The 25,300-nt window shown below is 64.8% G+C and carries 15 protein-coding genes; 4 read left to right on the top strand and 11 right to left on the bottom strand.

The features are described from left to right. The first annotated feature begins 47 nt into the window (after nt 1–47). Nucleotides 48–2,732 (top strand): DNA ligase D, encoded by a 2,685-nt coding sequence (gene ligD, locus XI03_RS35230; protein ID WP_271594660.1) that lies wholly within the window; start codon nt 48–50, stop codon nt 2,730–2,732. 148 nt (nt 2,733–2,880) lie between these two features. Here the strand turns inward: ligD and XI03_RS35225 are convergent, their stop codons facing one another. Further along, complete coding sequence (locus XI03_RS35225; protein WP_018318514.1) at nt 2,881–3,045, bottom strand: DUF3309 family protein; 165 nt, start codon at nt 3,043–3,045, stop codon at nt 2,881–2,883. Between the two features lie 180 nt (nt 3,046–3,225). Between XI03_RS35225 and XI03_RS35220 the strand changes: the two genes are divergently transcribed. Continuing rightward, nucleotides 3,226–3,543, top strand: coding sequence for a polyhydroxyalkanoic acid system family protein (locus XI03_RS35220; protein WP_028145680.1), 318 nt, complete (start codon nt 3,226–3,228; stop codon nt 3,541–3,543). A 2-nt stretch (nt 3,544–3,545) separates the two neighbouring features. Here the strand turns inward: XI03_RS35220 and treY are convergent, their stop codons facing one another. Genes treY through XI03_RS35190 form a run of 6 tightly spaced genes read right to left on the bottom strand, consistent with a single transcriptional unit; the run spans nt 3,546 to nt 17,555 of the window. Beyond that, nucleotides 3,546–6,332, bottom strand: a complete 2,787-nt coding sequence (gene treY / locus XI03_RS35215; protein ID WP_271594659.1) for a malto-oligosyltrehalose synthase — start codon at nt 6,330–6,332, stop codon at nt 3,546–3,548. 1 nt (nt 6,333) lies between these two features. Next, nucleotides 6,334–8,085, bottom strand: coding sequence for a malto-oligosyltrehalose trehalohydrolase (gene treZ / locus XI03_RS35210; protein WP_271594658.1), 1,752 nt, complete (start codon nt 8,083–8,085; stop codon nt 6,334–6,336). After that, nucleotides 8,082–10,160, bottom strand: a complete 2,079-nt coding sequence (gene glgX / locus XI03_RS35205) for a glycogen debranching protein GlgX (RefSeq protein ID WP_028145677.1) — start codon at nt 10,158–10,160, stop codon at nt 8,082–8,084. The genes treZ and glgX overlap by 4 nt, the downstream gene beginning before the upstream one ends. A gap of 3 nt (nt 10,161–10,163) precedes the next feature. Next, on the bottom strand, nt 10,164–12,311 hold the full coding sequence (gene glgB, locus XI03_RS35200; protein ID WP_028145676.1) for a 1,4-alpha-glucan branching protein GlgB: 2,148 nt from the start codon (nt 12,309–12,311) through the stop codon (nt 10,164–10,166). Further along, nucleotides 12,304–15,597, bottom strand: a complete 3,294-nt coding sequence (gene treS, locus XI03_RS35195; RefSeq protein ID WP_271594657.1) for a maltose alpha-D-glucosyltransferase — start codon at nt 15,595–15,597, stop codon at nt 12,304–12,306. Before treS ends, glgB begins: the two co-directional genes overlap by 8 nt. Nucleotides 15,598–15,608: 11 nt before the next feature. Further along, complete coding sequence (locus XI03_RS35190) at nt 15,609–17,555, bottom strand: maltotransferase domain-containing protein (RefSeq protein WP_271594656.1); 1,947 nt, start codon at nt 17,553–17,555, stop codon at nt 15,609–15,611. A 204-nt stretch (nt 17,556–17,759) separates the two neighbouring features. Here XI03_RS35190 and malQ point away from each other — a divergent pair, with 204 nt between their 5' ends. Both malQ and XI03_RS35180 read left to right on the top strand, forming a co-directional pair. After that, entirely contained in the window at nt 17,760–19,721 is a 1,962-nt protein-coding gene (malQ, locus tag XI03_RS35185; protein ID WP_028145673.1) for a 4-alpha-glucanotransferase, read from the top strand. Between the two features lie 45 nt (nt 19,722–19,766). Further along, nucleotides 19,767–21,569 (top strand): glycoside hydrolase family 15 protein, encoded by a 1,803-nt coding sequence (locus XI03_RS35180; protein WP_271594655.1) that lies wholly within the window; start codon nt 19,767–19,769, stop codon nt 21,567–21,569. An 84-nt stretch (nt 21,570–21,653) separates the two neighbouring features. Here XI03_RS35180 and XI03_RS35175 read toward each other — a convergent pair whose 3' ends face one another. The 4 genes from XI03_RS35175 to zwf are packed head-to-tail and all read right to left on the bottom strand — an operon-like array spanning nt 21,654 to nt 25,269. After that, nucleotides 21,654–22,466: an HAD family hydrolase gene (locus XI03_RS35175; protein WP_271594654.1), complete on the bottom strand. Its 813-nt coding sequence runs from the start codon at nt 22,464–22,466 to the stop codon at nt 21,654–21,656. Nucleotides 22,467–22,491: 25 nt separating this feature from the next. Continuing rightward, complete coding sequence (locus tag XI03_RS35170; protein WP_212475143.1) at nt 22,492–23,022, bottom strand: gluconokinase; 531 nt, start codon at nt 23,020–23,022, stop codon at nt 22,492–22,494. After that, nucleotides 23,009–23,758, bottom strand: a complete 750-nt coding sequence (gene pgl, locus XI03_RS35165; protein ID WP_271594653.1) for a 6-phosphogluconolactonase — start codon at nt 23,756–23,758, stop codon at nt 23,009–23,011. Before pgl ends, XI03_RS35170 begins: the two co-directional genes overlap by 14 nt. Beyond that, nucleotides 23,758–25,269, bottom strand: coding sequence for a glucose-6-phosphate dehydrogenase (gene zwf, locus XI03_RS35160; RefSeq protein WP_271594652.1), 1,512 nt, complete (start codon nt 25,267–25,269; stop codon nt 23,758–23,760). Before zwf ends, pgl begins: the two co-directional genes overlap by 1 nt. Nucleotides 25,270–25,300 lie beyond the last annotated feature (31 nt).

Below are 25,300 nucleotides of genomic sequence, written 5' to 3'. Positions count from 1 at the left end.
TTTGGCCGTGATAGGCTTGAATCCCCGAAAGAGAAGCGGGACCGGTCGTGCTGCAAAAACTCTCCACTTACCGACAGAAGCGTGATTTCGAGAAGACACCGGAGCCGTCGGGCAAGACGGCGGTGACGCCGTCGAAGCAGCGGCGCTTCGTGATCCAGAAGCACGACGCGAGCCGGCTGCATTACGATCTCAGGCTCGAATTCGACGGCGTGTTCAAGTCCTGGGCGGTGACCAAGGGTCCCTCGCTCGATCCGCACGACAAGCGGCTGGCGGTCGAGGTCGAGGACCATCCGCTCGACTATGGCGATTTCGAAGGCACGATTCCGGAAGGGCAATACGGCGGCGGCACGGTGATGCTGTGGGATCGCGGCACCTGGGAGTCGGAAGATCCCGAACGCGGCTTCAAGAAGGGCGATCTGAAGTTCACACTGCATGGGGACAAGCTGCAGGGAAGCTGGGTCCTGGTCCGCATGCGCAGCGACCGTACCGGCGGCAAGCGCACCAACTGGCTCTTGATCAAGCACCGCGACGAATTCGTCCGCGAAGGGGCCAAGAACGACATTCTCGACGAGGACAAATCCGTCGCCTCCGGCCGTGCGATGGAGCAGATCGCCGAGGGCAAGGGGCGCGCGCCAAAGCCGTTCATGCTGGCCAAGGGTGCCAAGACCAAGGCCGACGCGGTCTGGCAATCCAACCGGGCCGAGGAAGCGAAAGGGCAAACGGTCAAGCCGGCGCCACGTACGGCATTGAAGGGCGGCAAGATCTCTAAGAGCGGGGCGGCGAAGAAGGCCACAACTGCCATCAGTGGCAAGAAGGTCACCGAGATGCCGGACTTCGTGCCGCCGCAGCTCTGCACGTCGGTCGAGCGGCCGCCGGGTGGCGAGGGCTGGTGCCACGAGATCAAATTCGACGGCTACCGGGTGCAGCTCCGGGTCGAGGACGGCAAGGCGACGCTGAAGACGCGCAAGGGTCTCGACTGGACCGACAAGTTCGCCTCGATCGCGAAGGAGGCGGCTGCGCTGCCGGACGTGATGATCGACGGGGAGATCGTGGCGCTCGATCACGACGGTGCGCCGAATTTCTCCTCGCTCCAGGCCGCGCTGTCGGACGGCAAGACTGAAGAGCTGATCTTCTTTGCCTTTGACCTCCTGTTCGCGGAAGATCTCGATTTTCGGCGTCTGCCGCTCGGCGAGCGCAAGGCGCGGTTGAAGCAGCTGCTGGGAGCGCGCAAGCGGAAATCGGCTCAGATCCGCTATGTCGAGCATTTCGAGAGCGGCGGCGACGCGGTGCTGCAATCGGCCTGCAAACTCGAGCTGGAGGGCGTGGTGTCAAAGAAGCTGGAGGCGCCCTATCGCTCCGGCCGCACCGAGAGTTGGACCAAGGCAAAGTGCCGTGCTGGCCATGAGGTCGTGATCGGCGGCTACAAGACCACCAACGGCAAATTCCGCTCGCTGATGGCCGGCGTGCATCGCGGCGATCATCTTGTCTTCGTCGGCATGGTCGGCACCGGCTTCGGCGCGGACAAGGTCAAGCGCATCATGCCGTCCCTGAAGGCCATGGAGGCCAAGGAGAGCCCCTTCGGCGGCAAGAACGCGCCGAAGAAGAGCCGCGAGGTGCACTGGCTGAAGCCGGAGCTCGTCGCCGAGATCGAGTTCGCCGGCTTCACCGCCGACGGCAATATCCGCCAGGCCGCGTTCAAGGGCCTGCGGCAGGACAAGCCCGCCGAGGAAGTCGAGGCGGAGACGCCTGTCGACACCGAGCTCGCCGAGCCCACGCCCCGCAAGCGCGCGGCGGAGACAGCCAAGCGATCGAAGGACACCGGCACCGCCGAGGTGATGGGCGTCGTCATCTCCAAGCCGGACAAGGAGCTGTGGCCCGACGGCGGTGACGGCGAGGGCGTGACGAAGCTTGATCTCGCGCGCTATTTCGAGGCGGTCGGGACCTGGATGATCGAACATCTGAAAGGGCGCCCGTGCTCGATCGTGCGTGCGCCCGACGGCATCGGCGGCGAGACGTTCTTCCAGCGTCATGCCATGCAGGGCACCTCGAATTTGCTCGAGCTGGCCAAGGTCTCGGGCGATCGCAAGCCGTATTTGCAGATCGATCGCGTCGAAGGGCTGGCCGCCGTCGCGCAGATCGGCGGCGTCGAGCTGCATCCCTGGAACTGCGCGCCTGATGCCTACGATACGCCGGGCCGGCTGGTGTTCGATCTCGATCCGGCGCCGGATGTGGAGTTCGCCGATGTCGTCGAGGCCGCCAAGGACATGCGTCAGCGGCTCACGGACCTCGGCATGGAGAGCTTCTGCAAGACCACGGGCGGCAAGGGCCTGCACGTGGTGGTGCCGCTGCTCCACGGCGCGCGCGACAAGGTGAGCTGGAAGGAAGCCAAGGCCTTCGCGCAGGGCGTCTGCCAGTGGATGGCCGACGACGATCCAGAGCGCTATCTGCTCAACATGTCGAAGAAGCTACGCAAGGGGAAGATCTTCCTCGACTATCTCCGTAACGACCGGATGTCGACGGCGGTGGCCCCGCTGTCGCCGCGTGCGCGGGCCGGAGCCACGGTTTCGATGCCCGTCACGTGGGCGCAGGTCAAGAGCGATCTCGATCCGAAGCGCTATACGCTGCGGACCGTGCCGGGCCTGCTGCCGCGGTCGAAGGCGTGGGAGGGCTATGACGATGCGGCCGCGTCGATCAAGGCGACGATCAAGAAGCTTGCGGAGAAGATGAAGTAGGGTGGATTAGACGGCGCAGCCCCCGCTCCAGCCGCGACACTCGTAGGGTGGGCAAAGCGAAGCGTGCCCACCACCTTCTTGTTGCGGCGAGGGAAGGTGGGCACGGCGCAAGAGTGCCTTCCCACCCTACGAAGTCCTCGCTGTGTCGCTAGATCCGTCCCATCAGCAGCAGGATCAGCAGAATGACGATGACCAGTCCGAGGCCGCCGCCGCCGTAATAGCCGGTGCCGTAGAACGGGCCGCCGCCGATGCCGCTGAAACCGCCAAGCAGGGCGATGACCAGAATGATCAGAATGATCGTACCGATTGACATGCGAATCTCCTCAGCCCTTCGTTGCAAGGGTCGTTTGCACCTGTCCCCTCGTGCGAGGGCAACTTGCCGCAGGGTTTTAGGTTCCGTTTTTGAAACAGGGCCACAGGTCCAAGTTGCATGGAACCTTTGCCGCGTCGTCCGGCATGACTATGTGAGGATCGATCATCACGGGGCAGGGCCATGTCAGCACCGCTTGTCGTTTCAATTCCGCATCATCTCGGCCGCGAGGAGGCGGTCCGCCGGCTCAAGACCGGGCTCGGCCGGGCGGCAGCCAGCATTCCGGTGATGCAGGTCGAGGAGGAACGCTGGACCGGCGACAGCATGGCCTTTCGCATTCGCGCGCTCGGGCAGATCGCGACGGGTCAGGTCGACGTCGCCGAAGACCATGTCAAGGTCCAGGTGGTGTTGCCCTGGCTGTTGCAGCGCTTTGCCGAGATGGCGCAGGCCACGATCAGGAAGCGCGGGCAGTTGCTGCTGACCAAGGACGACGGAAAGTAGCTTCAGGCGCGCACGCGCGGGCGCGCGGGCCTGATGGCGCTTGCCGTGCGGGCCTCGATGACAGCGGCGGGAAAATCACGGAAAGCCTGCGTGACCGGCAGTTCGTGGCCCTCATGGCCTGTCGCGGCATAGCCCGTGATATCGACGGTCGCGTCAATTCCCTCCACCGCGGGCCATTCCCGGCCCGCTTGGGTAAACGGCGCGAACTGGCGCCCGACCACGACGATCGCCGCAGCGCGGCCATGGCGCCGGGCGTAGGCAATGACATGGTCGGCATGGGCGCCGCGCACCGCCAGCGGCTGATAGTCGCCTTGAGCGAAGACGTCGGCGAGTTCATTGCGCAGCTTGAGAAGACGCCGTGTCCAGGCCAGCTTGATCAGGCCGTCGGGCCAGCTCTTGGTCAGGCTACGCCAATCCGGATCGTCCAGTGACCTCAGCGCCGCGTGCCGCGCGCCAAAATCGACCGGGCGACGGTTGTCGGGGTCGACCAGTGACAGGTCCCAGAACTCGGTGCCCTGGTAGAAGTCGGGCACGCCGGGCAGGGTGGCCTTGAGGGTGAGCTGGCTCAGAGAATTCAAGGCGCCGAGCAGCGCCAGGCGCCGGGCCAGCGTTTGCAGTGAATCCAGGAATTCACCGGATAGTGCGGGATCGAGAATCTTGTCGATGAAGCTCTTGGCGCCGTTCTCATAGGCTTCATGCGGGTTGAGCCAGCTCGTCTCTTCCTTGCCCTCGCGCGCGGCCTTCAGCGCATAGGCCTGGATGCGCTCGACGAAGCCGGCATCGACCGGTCCCTGCAGCGGCCAGGCTCCGAGCAGGGTCTGGTAGAGCATGTATTCGAACGTCGCCGACGGCGCGCGGTAATTGCCATGGAGCGTGAGGTGTGGCGCGTTCAGCACCTTCCATCGCGCCACCGCGCTGGTCCATTCGCCGGGAATCTCGCTGATCGCCGCGATGCGCGCGCGGGCGTCCTCGCCGCGCTTGGTGTCGTGGGTGGCGGTCGCCGTCATTCCCAATGGCCATTCCTTGGCGCGGGCCTGCATGGTCTCGTGGAAGGCGGAAATCGTGAGCCCGGTGCTGGCGGGATCGCCGCCGACCTCGTTCAGCGCGAGCAGCCGGTGGAATTGATAGAACGCGGTGTCCTCCAGCGACTTCGCCATCATCGGCCCGGTGAATTGCTGCACCTTCAGCGCGAAACGACGCACGCGCGGGGCGCTGTGCGGGGGGCGGCCGGGCTTGAGCAGGTCCATGGTCAGCGCGTCGCGCAGGAAGTCGAAGATGCCTTCGTCCGCGGCGAACCATTCCGCGCGGGCGCGCGCGATGGTGTCATCGATCAGCTTGCGATCGGGCGCGGTCGGGCCGCTATTGGTCAGATAGGTGCGGTACACCGGGAAATGCAGCACATAGAGCTCCAGCGCCTGCCGCAAACTGTCGGCGGAGAAATCGCGCGTCGAATAATGCCCGTTGGCGATGCGCGCGAGCAGGCGGGTCAGCACGGTGAATTCGCTGGTGAGCAGCGTCTCCAGCACGCGCCGCTTGGCGTCCTTGACGTAAGGCGCAAGCCGCGGCGGCCGGTTGCTGACCTGCCGCCAGGTCTCGTCCAGCGCCCCCAGGCCCCCGGCCTCGACCAGCGCATGGGTGATGACGTTCATCCATTCATAGCCGGTGGTGCCCTGAACGCCGGCGAGGTGCGGCAGGCGTTCGTGCTCGCACAGGATCTTCTCGATCACGGTGTAGAACGGCTTTGTATTTCCTTGCGCGTCGCGCACCAGCCGGCGCAGCCGCTGGCAATATTGCGCGGGGTCGCGCAGGCCGTCGATGTGATCGAGCCGGATGCCCTGCAGCTTGCCGCTGGCGATGAGCTGCTTCACCAGCCGGTGCGTGGCGGCGAAGGTGCTCGCGTCCTCGACGCGCAGACCTGCGAGCCCGTTGACGTCGAAGAAGCGGCGATAGTTGATATCGCTGGAGGCAAGCCGCCAGTGCCCGAGCTTGTAGTGCTGGCGCTCCAGCAGATGGTGCAGCGCCAGCGTCTGCGCGGGACGATCCTTGGCGGCACGATAGGCGGCAAGGCCGCGTGCGATCACCTCGGCAGCACCAGGGATCTCCCTGAGCTCGGTCTTGAACGCCGGTGCCTCCTTGCGATTGGGACGACGCAATCCCGTATAGCGCGCCGCAAGCGACAGCAGAAGTTCGCCGGCCTCCGTCTCGGCGGCATCCGCTTCCTTCACGATCATGCGCAGCATCTCGCCATAGCGCTCCGGCGCGACGGGCAGGCGATGCTCGAAATACCAGGCGGAGAAGCTTCCCTGGTCCGGATCGTAGCGCAGCTCGATGTCGCCGCGCTCGAGCGCCTCGCCATAGGACGCGCCGAGGATGGGCAGCAGCACGCCGCCGCGGGCGCGGTAGGCGAGCTGATCCCAGTCGATGTCGAAGGAGACCGCGTGGGGCGAAGCCTGGCCCCATTCCAGCACGTCGAGCCACCAGGGATTGTCGGCAAAATGCACGCCGACATGGTTGGGCACGAAGTCGATGATGAGGCCGAGGTCGTGCTTGGTCAGCGCCTCGCTCAGCCGGGCGAAGCCGGCCTCGCCGCCAAGCTCCGGATTGAACTGGCTGTGATCGACGGTGTCGTAGCCATGGGTCGAGCCCTTGCGCGCCTTCATCACCGGCGAGGCATAGAGATGCGTGATCCCCAGCGCCTTCAGATAGGGGACCACCGCGGCCGCCTTGTCGAAGTCGAAATCCGCGGTGAGCTGAAGCCGATAGGTCGCGAGCGGAATGGCGGGAGGCATCCTAACCTCCGAGGCGCCAGATCACCGACCAGGGCGGAAGCCGGTCGCCGGTCTCGCCGCCCCAGATCGGCGTACCCGCGCTGACATTGGAGACGATCTCGTGGTCCGACAGGTTGGCGGACAGGCGCAGCACCGTGCCGTCGCCCATACGCCAATGCGCGGTGAGCAGGCCGCTGTCGGCCGCCTCGGCTTCGCCGAAACTCGCGCCCCTCAGCCGCGGCATGATCTCCTTGCGGCGAAGCGCAAGCAGCTCCCGGACCAGCGCGAGCCGCGCGTCCTGCTGCGGCGTGCGGCCGGTCCAGTCGAGCACGGCCGATTGCAGCGTTGCCGGATCGAGCGGGTCGGGCACCTCGTCGCCGTACTTCTCGTAAGCCCAGGCATATTCCTGCTTACGCCCCTTGCGGACGGCATCGGCGAGTTCGCCGTGGAAATCGCAGAAGAACGGAAAAGGCGCCCTGGAGCCCCATTCGTCGCCCTGAAACAGCATCGGCACCATCGGCGCGAGCAGTGTCACTGCAAGCGCCGCTTCGATCTGCTGCGATGATGCCAGGCTCTCGAGCCGGTCGCCGAGCGGACGATTGCCGATCTGGTCGTGGTTTTGCAGGAAATTGACGAAGGTCGCCGGCGGCAGCTTGCCGCTCGGCTCGCCGCGCGGCTTCTTGCCCCAGAACTCCGAAACCTCGCCCTGGTAGACGAAGCCGGAGGCCAGCGCGCGGGCGAGATCGAGCCGTGGCGTTTGATAATCCGCGTAGTATCCGGCGAGCTCGCCAGTCAGCATCACGTGCCAGACGTGGTGATAATCGTCGTTCCACTGTCCCCGATATTTGCCATTCGGCGGCTCCTGCGCCGCGTCGAGCAGGCTGGCGCGATTGTCGCCGTTCTCCAGCACGAGATGGATGCGCCGCCCCGTGGCCTTGGCAAGCTCGCCGGCGGCGACGCTGAGGTCCTGCAGCATCGACTGCTCGCCGGGGATTGCCATGATGTGATTGGCGGCATCCAGCCTCAGGCCGTCGAAACGGTAGTCGCTGAGCCAGGACAGCGCGTTCTCGACCGCGAATGCGCGCACCTGCGGCACGCGATAGTCGATCGCACTGCCCCAGGGCGTGTGAGCATCGGTGAAGAAGGTCGGCGCATAGCGGCCGAGATAATTCCCCTCGGGCCCGAAATGATTGTAGACGACGTCGAGGAATACCATCAGCCCGCGCAGATGCGCTTCGTCGATCAGCGTCTTCAGGTCTTCGGGCCGGCCATAGGCGCTGTCGGGCGCGTACCACAGCACGCCGTCATAGCCCCAGCCGCGGCGCCCGGCGAAATCGGCCAGCGGCATCAATTCCAGCGCGGTGATGCCGGTTGCGACAAGATGATCGAGCTTGTCGATCATGGCGCGGTAAGTGCCTTGGGAGGTGAAGGTGCCGACATGGGTCTCGATCAGCACCGTCTCTTCCCAGGGCCGGCCGCGCCAATCGCGCGCACGCCACGAAAAGGCGTCGTGATCGATCACCTCGCTCGGGCCGAACACATCCTCGGGCTGAAAGGCCGAGGCGGGATCGGGTACCTCGATCTCGTCGTCGATTCTGAACTTGTAGGGACTGCCGGCGGTGAGGCCGGAAATATCCGCCACGTACCAGCCATCCTGCCGGCGTTGCATCGCGTGTCTTCGGTCGAGCAGGAGGTCGACACGGCGAGCGCCAGGCGCCCACAGGCGGAACGACACGCCGTCCTTTGTCGGCCTCGCCCCGAAGGATGGCCTCATAGCGCCCCCGCGAAGGCGAGCACGGAGCGCGGCGGCGCCTTGCTATCGCTCCCGGGCGGGAACTCGACCGTATTCAGCTTGGCATCGGTCGTGTTCAAGATCTGTTGCCAGCTCTTGTATTCGGGCATTTTGGGCAATTTGAATGCGATCTCTTCGGGGGCGGCGTTCAGTACGATAAAGATCGCGGCCCCACCCGGTTCCATCGGGCCCATCACATAGGAGAGGAATCTTCCCTCCGGGAATTTCCAGTCGTTCTCCGTCATCTCGTCACCCGCAGGTGTCAGCCACAATGCGCCGTACGACACGCCGTCTGCGGGGCGGCCGTCGAGCCAGCGATGGCTGCGAAGTTGCGAGAACCGGCGGCGGATGTCGGCGAGATGGCCGACGAAATCGACCATGTCGTCGCCCTCTTTGCCGAGATTGTCCCAGCCGACCCAGCCGATCTCGTTGTCCTGGCAATAGGCGTTGTTGTTGCCGGATTGCGAGTTGCCGACCTCGTCGCCGGCGAGGATCAGCGGAACACCCTGCGCCAGCATCAGACAGGCCAGCACGTTCTTGCGAAGCTGGCGGCGCAGGGCGATGATATCAGGATCGTCGGTCGGACCCTCGACACCGCAATTGTTGCTGTGGTTGTCGTTGGAGCCGTCGCGGTTGTCCTCGCCGTTGGCCTCGTTGTGCTTCTCGTTGTAGCTGAAGAGGTCGGCGAGCGTGAAGCCGTCGTGGACCGTGATGTGATTGATGCTGGCGCGCGGCCGCCGTCCGTCATGGTTGAACAGGTCGGAGGATGCCGTCATCCGGCTTGAGATGTCGCCGATCAGGCTGCCTTCGCCGCTCCAGTAGCGGCGCATGGCGCTGCGATAGCGATCATTCCATTCCGACCATTGCGAGGGGAATGCTCCGACCTGGTAACCGCCGAGGCCAAGGTCCCAGGGTTCGGCGACGAGCTTGACCGTCGCGAGCACCGGATCCTGCCGGATCGCGGTCAGGAACGAGATGCCGCGATCATAACCGTTCGGTCCGCGCGCGAGCGTGGTGGCAAGGTCGAAGCGGAAGCCGTCGACGTGGCAGACCTCGACCCAGTAGCGCAAGGAATCCATCACCATCTGCAGCACGCGCGGATGGGTGAGATTGACCGACGAGCCGCAACCGGTGAAGTCGTCGTAATAGCGCGGGTTCTCGCGGTTGAGCCAGTAATAGGAGGCGTTGTCGATGCCGCGGTAGCACAGCGTCGGACCAAGATGGTTGCCTTCGGCGGTGTGGTTGTAGACGACGTCGAGCATCACCTCGATGCCGGCATCGTGCAGGCGCGCCACCGTGGTGCGGAAGGAGTCGAGCGCGTTGTCCTGGGCGTAGCGCAGCTCCGGCGCGAAGAACGAGAGCGAGTTGTAGCCCCAGTAATTGGCGAGCTTCTTCTCCACCAGGATGCGGTCGTCGACGAAGCTGTGCACCGGCAGCAGCTCGACCGTGGTGACGCCGAGCTTCTTCAGGTGCTCGATCATCGCCGGCGAAGACAGCCCGCCATAGGTGCCCCGCAGGTTCGGTGGCACGTCGTCGCGCTTCTGGGTCAAACCCTTGACGTGAGCCTCGTAGATGACGGTGTCTTCCCATGGGATGTTGGGACGGATCTCGCGGCGGCCCCAGTTGAAGGTCTCGTCGACCACGACGGCCTTGGGCATGCCGCGGGCATTGTCGCGCCGGTCGAAGGAGAGATCCTCGCGCGCGCTTCCGGTGCGGTAGGCAAAATGCGCATCGCTCCAGACCAGGCGTCCCGCGAGCCGCTTGGCATAGGGATCGAGCAGCAGCTTGTTCGCGTTGAAGCGGTGGCCGTGCTCGGGCTCGTAGGGGCCGTGCACGCGATAGCCGTAGAGCTGGCCGGGCGAGACGTCGTTGAGATAGCCGTGCCAGACATCCTCGGTTCTTTCAGGCAGCTCGATGCGTTCGAGCTCGCGGCGGCCTTGCGCGTCGAACAGGCAGAGTTCCACCTTCTGTGCGTTCGCGGAGAACAGCGCGAAATTGGTGCCGCGTCCGTCCCAGCTTGCGCCGAGGCGTGCAGGCGATCCAGCAGTCAGGCGCATGTGTCAGCTTTCCGGAACGAGGAAGATCGCGGCGAGCGGCGGAATGGTGAGGCGGAGCTCGGGCGCCTTGCCTTCAACGGCATGAACCTCGCCGATGTTCCCGACATTGCTGCCGCCATAATGGGCGGAGTCCGAATTGAACACTTCCTTCCATTTGCCGGCAAAGGGCACGCGAACGCGATAGTTGCGATAGACATTGGGAGAGAAGTTGATGATGACGAGACACCGCGCCTGCTCGTCGAATCCCTTGCGCAGCCAGGCGAACACGTTGCGGTTGGCATCATCCGTGATCAGCCATTCGAAGCCGGCCTGGTCGCAGTCCATCTGGTGCAGCGCCGGCACCGCGCGGTAGAGCCGGTTGAGGTCGCGGATCAGTGACTGGATGCCGGAATGATACTTGTATTCGAGCAGGTGCCAGTCGAGCGACTGGTCGTGATTCCATTCGCGGCTCTGGGCGATTTCCGCGCCCATGAACAACAGCTTCTTGCCGGGATGGCCGAACATGAAACTGTAATAGGCGCGCAAATTCGCAAAGCGCTGCCACTCGTCGCCGGGCATGCGGCCGAGGATCGAGCGCTTGCCGTGCACGACCTCGTCATGCGAGAGCGGCAGGATGAAGTTTTCCGAGAAGGCGTAGTGCAGGCCGAACAGGATGTCGCCGTGATGGTGCTTGCGATGGATCGGATCCTTGCTGATGTAGTTCAGCGTGTCGTGCATCCAGCCCATGTTCCACTTGTAGCCGAAGCCGAGCCCGCCGAATTCGACCGGGCGTGAGACCTGCGGCCAGGCCGTGGATTCCTCGGCCGCCGTGGTCGCCTGCGGGAAGCGCGCGAATACTTCCGTGTTGAAGCGGCGCAGGAAGTTGATCGCCTCGATGTTTTCGCGGCCGCCATATTGGTTCGGGATCCAGGCGCCGGGCGGCCGGCTGTAGTCGAGATAGAGCATGGACGCGACGGCATCGACGCGTAAGCCGTCAATGGCATAACGCTCCATCCAGAACAGCGCGTTCGACACCAGGAAGTTCGTCACTTCGGTGCGGCCGTAATTATAGATCAAGGTGCCCCAGTCGAGATGGCGGCCCTGGAGCGGGTTGGCGTGCTCGTAGAGCGCGGTGCCGTCGAAGCTGCCGAGCCCGTGGGGATCGTCGGGGAAGTGACCGGGCACCCAATCGAGCAGCACGCCGACGCCTTCGCGGTGGCAGGCATCGACGAGGGCGGCAAAATCCTCCGGCGTGCCGAAGCGGCTGGTCGGCGCATAGAGGCCGGTCGGCTGATAGCCCCAGGAGCCATCGAAGGGATGCTCGCTCACGGGCAGGAATTCGAGATGGGTGAAGCCCATGTCGCGGGCATAGGCCGGCAACTGTTCGGCCAGCTCGCGATAGGTCAGCCATTCATCGCCGTTCTTGCGACGCCACGAGCCGAGATGGACCTCGTAGATCGACATCGGCGCCGACAGCGCGTTGATGCCATCAGGCGCCGGGCGCGGGCGCGCCAGATCCGCCTCGTCGAACACGATGGAGGCCGTCTTCGGCCGGACTTCGCTGGCAAAGGCCATCGGGTCTGATTTCAGCGGAAGCAGATGGCCGTGCGGCCCGATGATCTCGAACTTGTAGTGATCGCCGGCTTTGGCATGCGGAATGAACAATTCCCAATACCCGGCGCCGCGCACCCGCATCGGATGGCGACGTCCGTCCCAGAAATTGAAATCGCCGACCACGGAAACGCGGCGTGCGTTCGGCGCCAGCACCACGAAGCCGATGCCGTCGATGCCCTCGAGCCGCATCGGATGCGCCCCGAGCTTGTCGTAAAGGCGCTGATCGGTGCCTTCGCCCAGCAAATAGAGGTCGAAATCGGTCAGGATCGGCGGAAAGCGGTAGGCGTCCTCGAACTCGACGACGTTGCCGCCGAATTTTGCGCGCAGCTGATAGTGCTTCGAGCCATTGGGCAGGGCCCCGATGAACAGGCCGGAATCGTGCACGCGGTCGAGCGGAGCGACTTCGCCACGCTCGCCGACTGCCTCGACATTCGAGGCCTCGGGGAGAAAGGCGCGCACCACGCTTTTACCGCCCTCGGGATGCAGCCCGAGATAGTGGAAGGGGTCGGAGTGGCGGCCCTCGATGATCGCATAGGCCTCGGCAGGCAGTTTAGGCATGGGCTTCGCTCCCGGCATTGGACAGAATGCGAAGCAGTCCGGTCAGCGGCGCATGGAGCCCCTCAGGCCGGTTGGACAGCTCGTACTCTACTTCATCGAAGGCGTGATCAAGCAGGAAAAACCTTAACAGGCCTTCTGCGGATTGCCGATCCTCCGGCCACAGCCGTCGATCGGTCACGGCCTCGCGATAGGCGGACAGGAAGGTTGCGGCGGTTCGCTCGCGCCATTCGTCGAGCGCTGCGGTGATCCGGCCCTGCTCGTCGGAGGCACCCGTGAGTGCGCGGCTCAGCGCAGCGTTAACCGAAAGATCGATCGAGCGGATCAGGCCGGCGACGTCGCGCGCGGCAGGCAGCTTGCGCCGCTTGTCGGCCAGCGGCACACGGGGATTGCCGTCAAAGTCGATGATGAAGATATCGTCCTTCACGATCAGAGTCTGCCCGAGGCGGAAGTCGCCATGATGACGGATGTTCAGCCCGCCGATCCCGGAAGGCAATAGCGCATTCAGGGTGGCGGGCAGGGACGCGCGCACGGCGGCGAGCTGGTCGATCAGCGGCCGGTCCGCCTCCCGCAGGCCGTCGCGGCTGTCGGCCAGCCGTTCGAAAATCCGCTCGGCCCGCGCCTTGAGGTCGGACACGAGGCGTTTGACGTGCGCAGAGCCGATCGGCTCCGGGGCGAGATCGTCCGGCTTTGCCGCCGCCAGGGCAACATGCAACTCGCCGAGCCGCCGGCCGATCTGCGCGATGAAGTGCAGATAAGGCGCTTGCTCCTGGGTCTCGCGCGGCGCTTCGCCTGCCGACAACACGCGTTGCTCGTCGATATAGCGATCGAGATAACCCGTGGTCACGGTCCAGCCGTCACCCTGGTTCTCGACATAGGCATGGAGCACGCCGAGCGTGCTGCGCTGATCACCTTCGACCAGCTCGACGCTGCCGAGCAACGCCGGCGTATTGGCAAAGCGCGCGACCTCGGTGAGATAATGGCCGATCTCGATCTCGGGATTGATGCCACTTTCGAGCTGGCGGTAGAGCTTGGCGACGTACTGGTTGTCGACCAGCGCGGTGCTGTTCGATTGCTCGATCGCGCGGATGCGTTCGGGCTCCTTGATGGTGTAATCGGCGAATCGGCTGGTCGCCTTGAACTCCAGCCGCAGATTGTTCTCTTCCACCACCAGGTTCTGCGACAGGTTGCGCAGGAACAGGCCGATGAAGATCTGATCGGTCGCCACGTCGAGCAGCGTGCCCTCGCGCGCGCCCTGGCGCACGGCGGCGAGCGCCTTCGGGTTGAACCGCTCGCGGTCGAAGCGCACCCACTCGATCTGCATCGGCAGCACGTAACGCGGCGCAGCGTCCTGGTCCGGCCTCTCAAAGAACGCGATCCAGGGCCTGTTGTCGCCGATGTCGCAGAACGGCACCGCCGAGGTCAGCGCGGTCTTGATGTGCTTGGGATTGTGCTCGGGATACCACCGCGTCCGCGACAAGAATCCCGGCAGCACGTCGCGCTCGAACACGCCGCGCTCGCGGGCGAGCGACACCCAGTTCGAGTTCACCGGCACCACCAGCGTCTCGAACTCTGGCACCGCGCGCGGCGTCACCGGCTCGGACTTGTCGCGCTCCTGGAGCTGGAACCAGTAGAAGCCGTAGGGCCCCAGCGTGATCATGTAGGGCAGTTCGCCGATCGCCGGAAAACGCGTCCGTCCCAGCATCTCCTGCGGGATGCGGTCCTTCCAAGGCGACAGGTCGAGCTCGGTCGCTTGCGCTGCGCGCGACAAATTGGCGACGCAGAGGATCACCTCGTCGCGGTATTGGCGGACATAGGCGAGCACGGCGCGATTGGCCGGGCGGATGAAGGTCATGGTGCCGCGGCCGAAAGCGAGCGTCGACTTGCGCACCGAGATCAGCCGCTTGGTGGCGCTGAGCAACGACGACAGGCTGCGCGACTGCGCCTCCACATTCACCGATTCGTAGCCGTAGACGGGATCCATGATCAGCGGCGCGTAGAGGCGGGCCGGGTCGCAGCGTGAGAAGCCGCCGTTGCGGTCAGGGCTCCACTGCATCGGCGTGCGGACGCCGTTGCGGTCGCCGAGATAGATGTTGTCGCCCATCCCGATCTCGTCGCCGTAATAGATGATCGGCGTGCCGGGGAAGGACAGCAGCAGCGAGTTCATCAGCTCGATCTTGCGCCGGTCATTGTCCATCAGCGGCGCAAGGCGCCTGCGGATGCCGACATTGATGCGGGCACGGGGATCGTTGGCGTAGGTGGTCCAGAGATAATCGCGCTCGACGTCGGTGACCATCTCCAGCGTCAGCTCGTCATGGTTGCGCAGGAACAGCGCCCATTGGCAGCTTGCCGGAATATCCGGCGTCTGGCGCAGAATGTCGGTGATCGGAAAGCGGTCCTCCTGCGCGATCGCCATGTAGATGCGCGGCATCAGCGGGAAGTGGTAGGCCATGTGGCACTCGTCGCCGCGGCCGAAATATTCCTGCACGTCCTCCGGCCATTGATTGGCCTCCGCGAGCAGCAGCTTGCCCTTGGAGTAGGAATCCAGCTCGTGGCGCAGGCGCTTGATGATCGCATGCGTCTCGGGGAGGTTCTCGTTGTTGGTGCCGTCGCGTTCGCACAGATAGGGAATGGCGTCGAGCCGGAAGCCGTCGACGCCGGCGTCCAGCCAGCGCTTCATCACCTGGATGAGCGCGCTGACCACGCGCGGATTGTCGAAATTGAGATCGGGTTGGTGCGAGAAGAAGCGGTGCCAGTAGAACGCGCCGGCCTCGTGATCCCAGGTCCAGTTCGACTTTTCGGTGTCGGTGAAGATGATGCGCGTGCCCTGGTATTTCTGGTCGGTGTCGCTCCAAACATACCAGTTGCGGGCGCTGGAGCCGGGATGGCTGCGGCGCGCGCGCTTGAACCATTTGTGCTGGTCCGAGGTGTGGTTGACGACGAGTTCGGTGATGACGCGCAGGCCGCGCTTCTGCGCTTCCTGGATGAAACGCTTGAAGTCCTTCATCGTCCCGAAATCGGGATTGACCGAGCCGTAGTCGGCGATGTCGTAGCCGTCGTCGCGGCCGGGCGAGGGGTAGAACGGCAAAAGCCACAGCGCGGTGACGCCGAGTTCCTGGAGATAGGGCAGCTTCTCGGTTAGGCCGGCGAAATCGCCGATCCCGTCATTGTTGCTGTCGGCGAAGGCTTTGACGTGGAGCTGATAGATAATGGCGTCCTTGTACCAGAGCTCATCCACGATCTCAGCAGCCTCAAGCTTCTTGGTGTCGACGGAAGACAGAACATTCATGGCGTGGCCCCTTACGCCAGGCAGCGGAACAAGAGCGCCGGATCGCGGTCGGGATCGATACGCAACCTGATCCCGCCCCATTCGATGCGGGACTGTTCGCCGGTGAGAAGGTTTTCGAGTGTCGTCACATGGTGCCGCTGCCCGCCGGCGTCAACGGTGACGTCGCCGAGCGGCAGCCAGCACTCGCGCAAATGGCCCGAAAGCGCGATCACGATGAGGACGGTGTTGGCCGGCTCGGCCGCCTCCTTGACGAAGGCGATCGTCTCGCCGTCCTCAATGCCGAGAAACCGCAAATTTGCCGTTTGCTGGAGCGCGGCATTGTCGTTGCGGATGCGGTTGAGACCGGCAATGTAGGACTTGATGTTGCCGGGCCGGTCCCAGTCGCGTTGCCGGATCTGGTATTTCTCGGAATCCAGATATTCCTCGCGGCCGGGCATCGCCTCGTGTTCCAGCAGCTCGAAGCCGCTGTAAACGCCGTAGCTGCCCGACAATGTCGCCGCCAGCGCAACGCGCGACTTGAACGCCCAGGCTTCGCCGCCCTGGAGATGATAGGGCAGCAGGTCGGGCGTGTTGACGAACAGGTTCGGGCGATAGAAGTCGCGCTCGGGATAGCGCGTCATCTCGCCGAGATATTGCTCCAGCTCCCACTTTGTCGTGCGCCAGGGGAAGTAGGTGAAGGACTGCGCAAAGCCGAGCTTGGCGAGGCCCTTCATCAGCTTCGGCCGTGCAAACGTCTTGGAGAACAGGATCACCTCGGGATGCCGGCGGCGGATGTCGCGGATCAGCCAGTCCCAGAACGCAAGCGGCGCGGTGTCGTGGTTGTCGATGGCGAAGATGGTGACGCCTTGGTCGATCCAGAACAGCATGGCATCGCGAAACCCGTTCCACAGCCCGGCCCTGTCGACGGAGTCGAAATCGGGGATCACGATGTCCGAATAGGGTCCATCCGCGGTCCGCACCGAGCGGTCCGGCCGCCATTTGAACCATTCCGGATGCAGCGTCAGCCAGGGATGGTCGGGCGAGCATTGCACGGCGAAATCGAGCGCGAGCTCGAGACCGTATTCCAGGCAGGTCGCAACCAGCGCGCGGAAATCCTCGATGGTGCCGAGATCGGGATGCAGCGCATCGTGGCCGCCCTCGGCGGCTCCGATCGCGTAGGGCGAGCCGGGCTCGCCGTCGGTTGCCACCGGCGCATTGTTGCGGCCCTTGCGACGGCTGCGGCCGATCGGCTGGATCGGCGTGAAATAGAGCACGTCAAAACCCATCGCGGCGATATCGGGCACGCGGGCGATGCAGTCGCGCAGCGTCCCGTGCTGGCCGGCGACCTGGCTCTGGCTGCGCGGCATCATCTGATACCAGGCGCCGAAGCGCGCCTTGTCGCGGTCGACGGTCAGCGGGAAAGGCTGCGAGCGGGTCAGGTCTGGCCGGGACTGGCTCTCTGCCATGGCATTGCCGAGCTCGGCCGCAAGCAGCGAGGCGACGTCGCCGGTCTGAAGATAATCCTCGCACTGTCTGACGATGACCGCCGCCGCGTCCTGTCGCGCGCCATGCGCCTTGGTCAGGAGCCCGGCCCCCTCGATCGCATCGAGGCTGACATCGGCACCCATTCGCTGCTTGCGCGCGACCCCGTGCGACCAGGTGGCGAACTCGTCGGTCCAGGCCTCGATCGCGTAGACATGTTGGCCGGGCTCAACGGGTGTGAATCCGCCGGACCAGCGGTCATTGCCCCGATGGTCCATCGGCTCGCGCTTCCAGTCGCGGTCCTGCTCGCGGCGCCAGATCAGCGCGGCCCCGACCACGGCGTCGCCATCGCGGTAGACATCGGCCCACACCTCCATGCGCTCACCCGCGATCCGCTTCACCGCGAAGCGGCCGGCGTCGATTGCGGGATAGACGTCCTCGATCAGGAAAGCGCTGCCGGCTGCGGCACTTTCGACAGTTTGAATTGTCTTGTTCACGGTGATGCCATTGACAAGAAAGCAGGAGCCCGTTTCCCTTGTCGGGAACCTACGCTTGGTACCTATATAGAAAGCCGGTTGTGTGTCATTAGTTCCCTCGGGAACGGGTGGCGCGGTCTGCGAGTTAGGGCTGACTAACGTCTTCCACCGTCTCGTTAAAATCGATGCCCCCGGCAAAAGGGTGGCCTGCAAGCTGCGTGCCGAATGGATCTTTTAGCTCAAGCCCGGATCAAGGGCGTTCAATCCGAATTCATCGACGCCCTCGGAAAGCTGCGGGTCACCGATCCCGTGGCCCTCAAATCCATTCTCGATGCCCTGCCGGAGAAGCGGGTTTACCGCTTCGTCAGCGGGCCGGTCGTGGTCCGCGCCTTGGGGCATCCGCGCACGGAATTGGCGACGATCGGCGCGCCGCCGCTGAAGTGGAAATTGGCCGCAAAGGGGGAGGTGACCGCCGAGGGCGAAACGCGCGAGCCCGTGATCGCCTGGCCTGCCGGCCTGCCGCTCGGCTATCACCGGTTGACACTGACCGATGCCGAAGGTGTGACGGAAGAGGTGCCGATGATCGTGGCTCCCGAGCGCGCCTTCGGCGGCGATTTCGATCGCGGCTGGCTGCTTGCCGTGCAGCTCTACAGCGTCCGTTCGGACCGCAATTGGGGCATCGGCGATTTCACCGATCTCGCCGATCTCGTCCGGCTCGCAAAGCAGCTGGGGGCTGACGGTGTCGGACTCAATCCGTTGCATGTCCTGTTCGACGACCACCCGGCCGATTGCAGTCCCTACTCGCCGAATAGCCGGCTGTTCCTCAATCCGCTCTATATCGACGTCGAAGCCATTCCCGAATTCTCCGCAGACCTCGTGCCCGACGCGGCCGCGACCGCGGCCCGTCTGCGCCAAGGCGATCGCGTCCCCTATGCCGACATGGCGGCGTTGAAATGGCTGGGCCTGCGCGCCGCCTTTGACAGCTTCGTGACGACGGCAAGCGCGGCGCGCCGCAAGGCGTTCGACGCCTTCCGCGCCGCCCGCGCGCCGCTATTGTCCCGCTTCGCCTGCTTCGAGGTGCTGCGCCATCGTTTCACCGCGCCATGGTGGGAATGGCCGGTTGAATGGCAGCAACCGGACGAGGCGAAATGCGCCAGCTTGCGCAATGGGCCTGACAAGCGCGAGGTCGAGTTCGTCGAATTCGTGCAATGGACCGCAGATAGCCAGCTGCATGCTGCCAAGGAGCTTGCCAGCCAGCTCGGCATGCGCGTCGGGCTCTATCTCGACGTCGCCGTCGGCGTGCAGTCCAACGGCTTCGATGCCTGGAACGAGCAGATGGCGATCTCCCGTCATCTCGCCGTCGGCGCGCCGCCCGACGTGCTCAACACCATCGGCCAGGACTGGGGCCTTGCCGGCTTCAACGCCGGCGGCCTGGAAGCGCAATCCTTCGTGCCGTTCGCCGACATGCTGGCGGCCTCGATGCGCCATGCCGGCGCGATCAGGCTTGATCACGTGCTGGGCCTGAAGCGGCTTTATCTCGTGCCGCGCGGCTTCAAGCCGGATAACGGCGCCTATGTGCAGATGCCGTTCGAGGCGCTGCTTGGCGCCGTGGCGCGCGAGAGCGCGGCCCACAAATGCATCGTGATCGGCGAGGACCTCGGCACCGTGCCGGAAGGTTTTCGCGAGACCATGCAGGATTTCGGCATCTGGTCCTATCTGGTCATGATGTTCGAGCGCGACGATGCCGGCCATTTCCGCAATGTCGACCATTACCGGCCTAACGCGCTGGTCACGCTGAACACGCATGACCTGTCGACCTATGCCGGCTGGCGCTCCTTCGGCGACCTGAAGATGAAGCGCTCGCTCGGGCTCGATCCCGGCGAGAACGACCAGGCGCGCTGGGATGCGCTCGGCAGGCTCGACGAGATCCTGCGCCAGAACGGCATTCGTGCCAACGACCTCTATTCGGTGCTCGCCTTCCTGTCGCGCACGCCGTCGCGGCTGCTCGCGGTCTCGATGGAGGATCTGCTCGGCGTGATCGACCAGCCCAACATTCCCGGCACGATCGACGAACATCCGAACTGGCGCCAGCGCCTGCCTGTTGCGCTCGACAAGATCGCCGCGAAGGTCGATCTCACGGCCTTGCGAGCAGCGACGCGGGAACGTTCGTTGAATGGCGGGAGTTGACGGCGTAAAGGGCTTCCAGGGGCTGTTTTCAAGGCTCGCACCACATTGTCTCAGAGGATCGAGGACTATGCGCTGATCGGTGATTGCGAGACCGCGGCGCTGGTCGGGCGCAACGGCTCGATCGACTGGCTGTGCTGGCCCGCCTTCGATTCCGATGCCTGCTTTGCCGCCATCCTCGGCAGCGATAAGAACGGCCGCTGGCTGGTTACGCCGGCCGAGGACGTCACCAGCATCTCACGCCGCTATCTCGGCAACACTCTCATCCTCGAAACGCGTTTCAAGACGAAGAGCGGCACCGTCGCGCTGATCGATTTCATGCCGCCGCGCGGCAAGGCGTCCGACATCGTGCGGCTGGTCCGCGGCGTCAGCGGCGCGGTGAAGATGCGGATGGAGCTCGTCATCCGCTTCGGCTTCGGCATCGATATCCCCTGGGTGCGGCGGATCGACCATTCGCTGATGGCCATCGCCGGCCAGGATATGACCGTGCTGCGCACGCCTGTCGAAACTCGCGGCGAGGATCTGACCACGGTTGCCGATTTTGAGGTGAAGGCCGGCGAGACGGTACCCTTCGTGCTGACCTACGGCCCCTCGCATCTGGAGCCGCCCGCGCCGATCGATCCGGAGATCGCGCTTCAGGACACCGAAAAGTTCTGGCAGGATTGGTGCGGCCATTGCACCCGCGACGGCGACTATCAAGACCTCGTCATGCGCTCGCTGATCACGCTGAAGGCGCTGACCTTCGCGCCGACCGGCGGCATCGTCGCGGCACCCACCACCTCGCTGCCGGAAAAGCTCGGGGGCAGCAGGAACTGGGACTATCGCTTCTGCTGGCTGCGCGATGCCACCTTCACGCTGCTGGCGCTGATGAACTCGGGATACACCGAGGAAGCCCTGGCTTGGCACAATTGGCTGCTGCGCGCGGCGGCCGGCTCGCCGGCGAACATGCAGATCATGTACGGCATCTGGGGCCAGCGGAGGCTCTTGGAATGGGAGGCGGGCTGGCTCAAGGGCTATGAGGGCGCCAAGCCGGTGCGCGTCGGCAATGCCGCCCATGCGCAGCTCCAGCTCGACGTCTATGGCGAATTGATCGACGCCTTCCACCAGTCGCGCATGGCCAAGCTCAAGCTGGACGACGAAACGACATGGGCGCTGGAATGTGCCGTGCTCAATCATCTGGCCGAAGTCTGGGACCGGCCCGATCACGGCATCTGGGAGCGGCGCGGCCAGCCCAGGCACTACGTCTTCTCCAAGGTGATGACCTGGGTCGCCTTCGACCGCGGCATCAAGAGCGCCGAGACCTTCGGCTTCAAGGCGCCGCTGCTGCACTGGCGTACGTTGCGCGAGGCCATTCATCGCGACGTCTGCAACCGGGGGTTCGACGTGGAGGAAAATGCCTTCGTCGAATCCTACGGCTCGAAATTGCTCGATGCCAGCGTGCTGCTGCTGCCGGCCGTGGGCTTTTTGCCGCCGTCGGACCCGCGCATCCGTGGCACCATCGCCGCGGTCGAGACATGTCTGGTGCGCGACGGCTTCGTGCTGCGGCACGATCCGCGCGAGCTGCCTGCAGGGCAGCCGCCGCTCGAAGGCGCGTTCCTGGCCTGCAGCCTGTGGCTCGCCGATGCCCATGTGCTCGCCGGCGATCTCGACAAGGCGCAGATCTTGCTCGATCGCGTGGCCGGCATCGCGAACGACGTCGGGCTGCTGGCCGAGGAATACGATTCAGTCGCCCGGCGCCAGACCGGCAATTTCCCGCAGGCGCTGACCCACATCGCGCTGATCAACACCGCGCACAATCTGTCGGCGGCAAGGCAACAGTGCGACAAGCCGGCGGTGCAGCGGTCGAAGTAGTAGCGCTCTCTCCGTTCTCTCCCCCACAAGAGGGGAGGGAACGCACCGCAGTGGAGGAGCCTGTCGAGGCTCTTCACATCAAGCTCAGCCCACCCCATTCCACTTCAAGATCATCTCCATCGCCTCGGCAAAGCCATCCTGCTCGTTGCTCGCAGTGACGTGCGTCGCCTGGTCCTTGACGTAGTCGGTGGCGTTGCCCATGGCGATCGAGATGCCGCTGACGGCGAACATCGCAAGGTCGTTCTGCATGTCGCCGATGGTGGCGACGGCGCCGGTCGCAATGCCCAGGCGCCTGGCCATCGCCTCCACGAATGTGCCCTTGTTGAAGCCCGGCGGGGTGATGTCGAGATAATAGGTCTGCGAGCGCACCGCGGTGGCCTCGCTGCCGAGCGCCTCCTGCATCGCCTTCTCGCAAGCCTCGAGGCCGGCGGCGTCGGTGCTGGCGCCGACGATCTTGCATGCGCTCGACAGGTAAGGCGAAAAGTCCGTCACGATGGTGGGATCGGAGCGGATCGTATGCTGCTCGTGCGCGACGTATTTACCGCTGGGGTTGTCGATCAGCCACTTGTCGGTGGTGAACAGCCAGATGTCGGCGCCGAATTCGCGGAGGATCTGCAAGGACCGCTCGGCCGCACTGGCCGGGATCAGGTGCTGTTCGACCGGCCGCATCTCGGGATCGACGATCGAGGAGCCGTTGAAGGGGCCGACCGGCAGCCAGAGCGCCAGCGGCTCGATCAGGAAGCGCATGCCGATGGCGGGACGGCTGGAGGTGATGGTGAAGCCGATGCCGGCCTTGTGCAGCCGCTGCACCGCACCCCTCGCGCGTTCCGTCAGCGTCTTGTCCTTGGTCAGCAGCGTGCCGTCGACGTCGGAGACCACGAGGGAGATTTGCGTCATGACAGAACCTTCAGGTTTCCAAATCTCAGCGCTTCGCCCCGCCCAGCTTCAGCTGCCGTACGATCCCGTCCACGATCGCTTCGACGGTTTCGTCGATCGAGACGGTGATGACGTGCTCGCCCGCCTCCGGCGGCTCCAGCGTGTCGAACTGGCTCGTCAGTAGCCCAGGCGGCATGAAATGACCCTTGCGCCGCGCGAGCCGTTCGGCGATCAGCTCCTTGGTGCCCTTCAGGAACACGAAGCGGACGTCGTCGCGTCCACGCAGCAGCACGTCACGATAGGTGTGCTTCAGCGCCGAGCAGGCGATGATGATATGCCCGCCCTCGTCGCACACCCGTGCGATCTCGTCTGCGATGGCGTTGAGCCAGGGCCAGCGGTCCTCGTCGGTGAGGGGATGGCCGGCCCGCATCTTCTCGACGTTGCTGGCGGGATGAAAGCTGTCACCGTCCTCGAAGCGCCAGCCGAGCCGCTCGCCGAGCGCTTCCGCAACCGTGCTCTTGCCCGAACCCGACACGCCCATCACGATCAATGCACAAGGTGCTTCAGCGCCCGCCACGAATGTCCTCCGGAAGCGCGGCCCTGTCGACCAGCCAGACGGTCTCACCATTCGAGCGCGCGCGTAAGGCCGGCAGAGTCTCGCCATTGACGATGCGCGTCAAGATCGGCTGCTTGTCATGCCCGGCAATCTCGAACAGCATTTCGCGGCAGGACGCCAAAGCGGGCAAAGTGAGCGAGACCCGCGGCACGAAAGGCGCGACATTGGCCTTGGGCACCCCGACGACCCAGCGTTCGGTCTCCTCGATTTCGGGGAAGCCCGGGAAGAGCGAGGCGGTGTGGCCGTCGGGGCCGGCGCCCATCAGCACCAGGTCGAACAGCGGCCGCGCCGGATCGAGCCTTTCAGAACGGTAGAAGGCCTGCAGCTCGCGCGCATAGGCCTCAGCGCTTCGGTCCGGATTGTCGGCCGTGGTCGGGATCGGGTGGATATGGCCGGACGGCGCATTGCGGTCGAGAAAGGTCGCGCGCGCGACCGCCATGTTGTTGAGGGGATCGCTGTCGGGCACGAAGCGTTCGTCGCCGATGAACCAGTGCACGCGGTCCCACGGGATCTTGCCCCGCCAGGGCTCGCTGCCGAGCAATTGATAGAGCTTCTTCGGGCTGGAGCCGCCGGTGAGGCAGATCGCGATGCGGGAGGGGTTGGCCGTGACCCGCGCCATCACCCGTTCGGCCGCGGCCTGCGCCAGCGCCCCGGCGTCGGCCGCGACGATCAGCTCCGGCGGTCCGGCCGCCGCCATCACGAAAATTTCCGCCAGCTTCGTCCGTCGCGCCGCAGCAGCTCGTCGGCGCAGGCCGGGCCGTCGCTGCCGGCTTCGTAGGTCTCGATGCCGTTGGTGCCCGCGCTTTTCCAGGCGTCCAGGAACGGCTGCACCGCCTGCCATCCGGCCTCGATGCCGTCGGCGCGCTGGAACAGGATGTTGTCGCCGATCATGCAGTCGTAGATCAGCGTCTCGTAGCCGGTCGAGGGATCGGCCCGAAAATAATCGCCATAGCGGAATTTCATCTCGACGCCGTCGATGGTGACGCTCGGTCCGGGGATCTTGGCGTTGAACTGCAGCTCGATGGTCTCGGTCGGTGCGATGCCGATGGTGAGAAAATTCTGCGACAGGCGATCGACTGTCGTGCCTGAGAACATCGACAGCGGCGCCTGCTTGAACTTGATCGCGACCTCGGTGCGCTTGTGGCCCAGCGCCTTGCCGGTGCGTAAATAGAAGGGCACGCCGGCCCAGCGCCAATTGTCGATCATAAGCTTCAGCGCAACGAAGGTTTCGGTGCTGCTCCCGGGCTTGACGTCCTCGGTCTTGCGGTAGTCCGGGATCTCGTCATCGCCGACGCGGCCTGCGAGATATTGCGCGCGGACCGAGTTCTTCAGCGCATCCTCCCGGCTCGGCTGCTGGATCGACGTGAGCACCTCGGCCTTCTCGGAGCGCACGGAATGGGCGTCGAAGCGCGCCGGCGGCTCCATCGCCACCAGCGACATCAGCTGGAACAGATGGTTCGGCACCATGTCGCGCAGCGCCCCGGTGGCATCGTAGAAGCCGCCGCGGTGGCCGACGCCGAGCTTCTCCTCCACCGTGATCTGGATGTGGTCGATGTGGTTGCGATTCCAGATCGGCTCGAACATGCCGTTGGCAAAGCGCAGCACCAGGATGTTCTGCACGGTCTCCTTGCCGAGATAATGATCGATCCGGTAGATCTGGTGCTCGTCCATGATCTTCAGCAACTCGGCGTTCAGCGCCTTGGCCGAGGCGAGGTCGGTCCCGAACGGCTTTTCGATCACCAGCCGCCGCCAGGCGCCGTTCTCCTTCGTCATGCCGGTGCGGCCGAGCTCGCGCGCCGTCGGTGCGAACGCAGTGGGCGGCGTCGCCAGATAGAACAGTCGGTTGCCGCCGGTTTCCTGCGCGCATTCCAGCGAATCCAGGTGCTCGCGCAGGCGATCGAACGACGGCGGGTCCTTCGGATCGGCCTCGACGAAGGTCACGCATTCCAGCAGCTTCTTTGCGATGTCGTCGTCCACGGGACGGGTCGCGAACTGGCGCAGTCCCTTCAACAGGCTGTTGCGCAGTTCGTCATCCGACTGCCCCCTGCGGGCCACGCCGACGACGCAGAACTTTTCCGGCAACAGATGCTCGGCCGCCAGATTGTAGAGCGACGGCATCACCAGCCGATGAGTGAGGTCGCCGGTCACGCCAAAGATGACGAAGGCGCAATTTTCCGGCTTGCGCTTTACTTGCGGGTCTTTTGTCACGAATTGTCGGCCTTCGCTTGGTACGCTTACT

The organism is Bradyrhizobium sp. CCBAU 65884 (assembly GCF_028128835.1).
GTDB classification, from domain to species: domain Bacteria; phylum Pseudomonadota; class Alphaproteobacteria; order Rhizobiales; family Xanthobacteraceae; genus Bradyrhizobium; species Bradyrhizobium ottawaense.
This window is presented reverse-complemented; position numbering and strand designations above follow the sequence as displayed.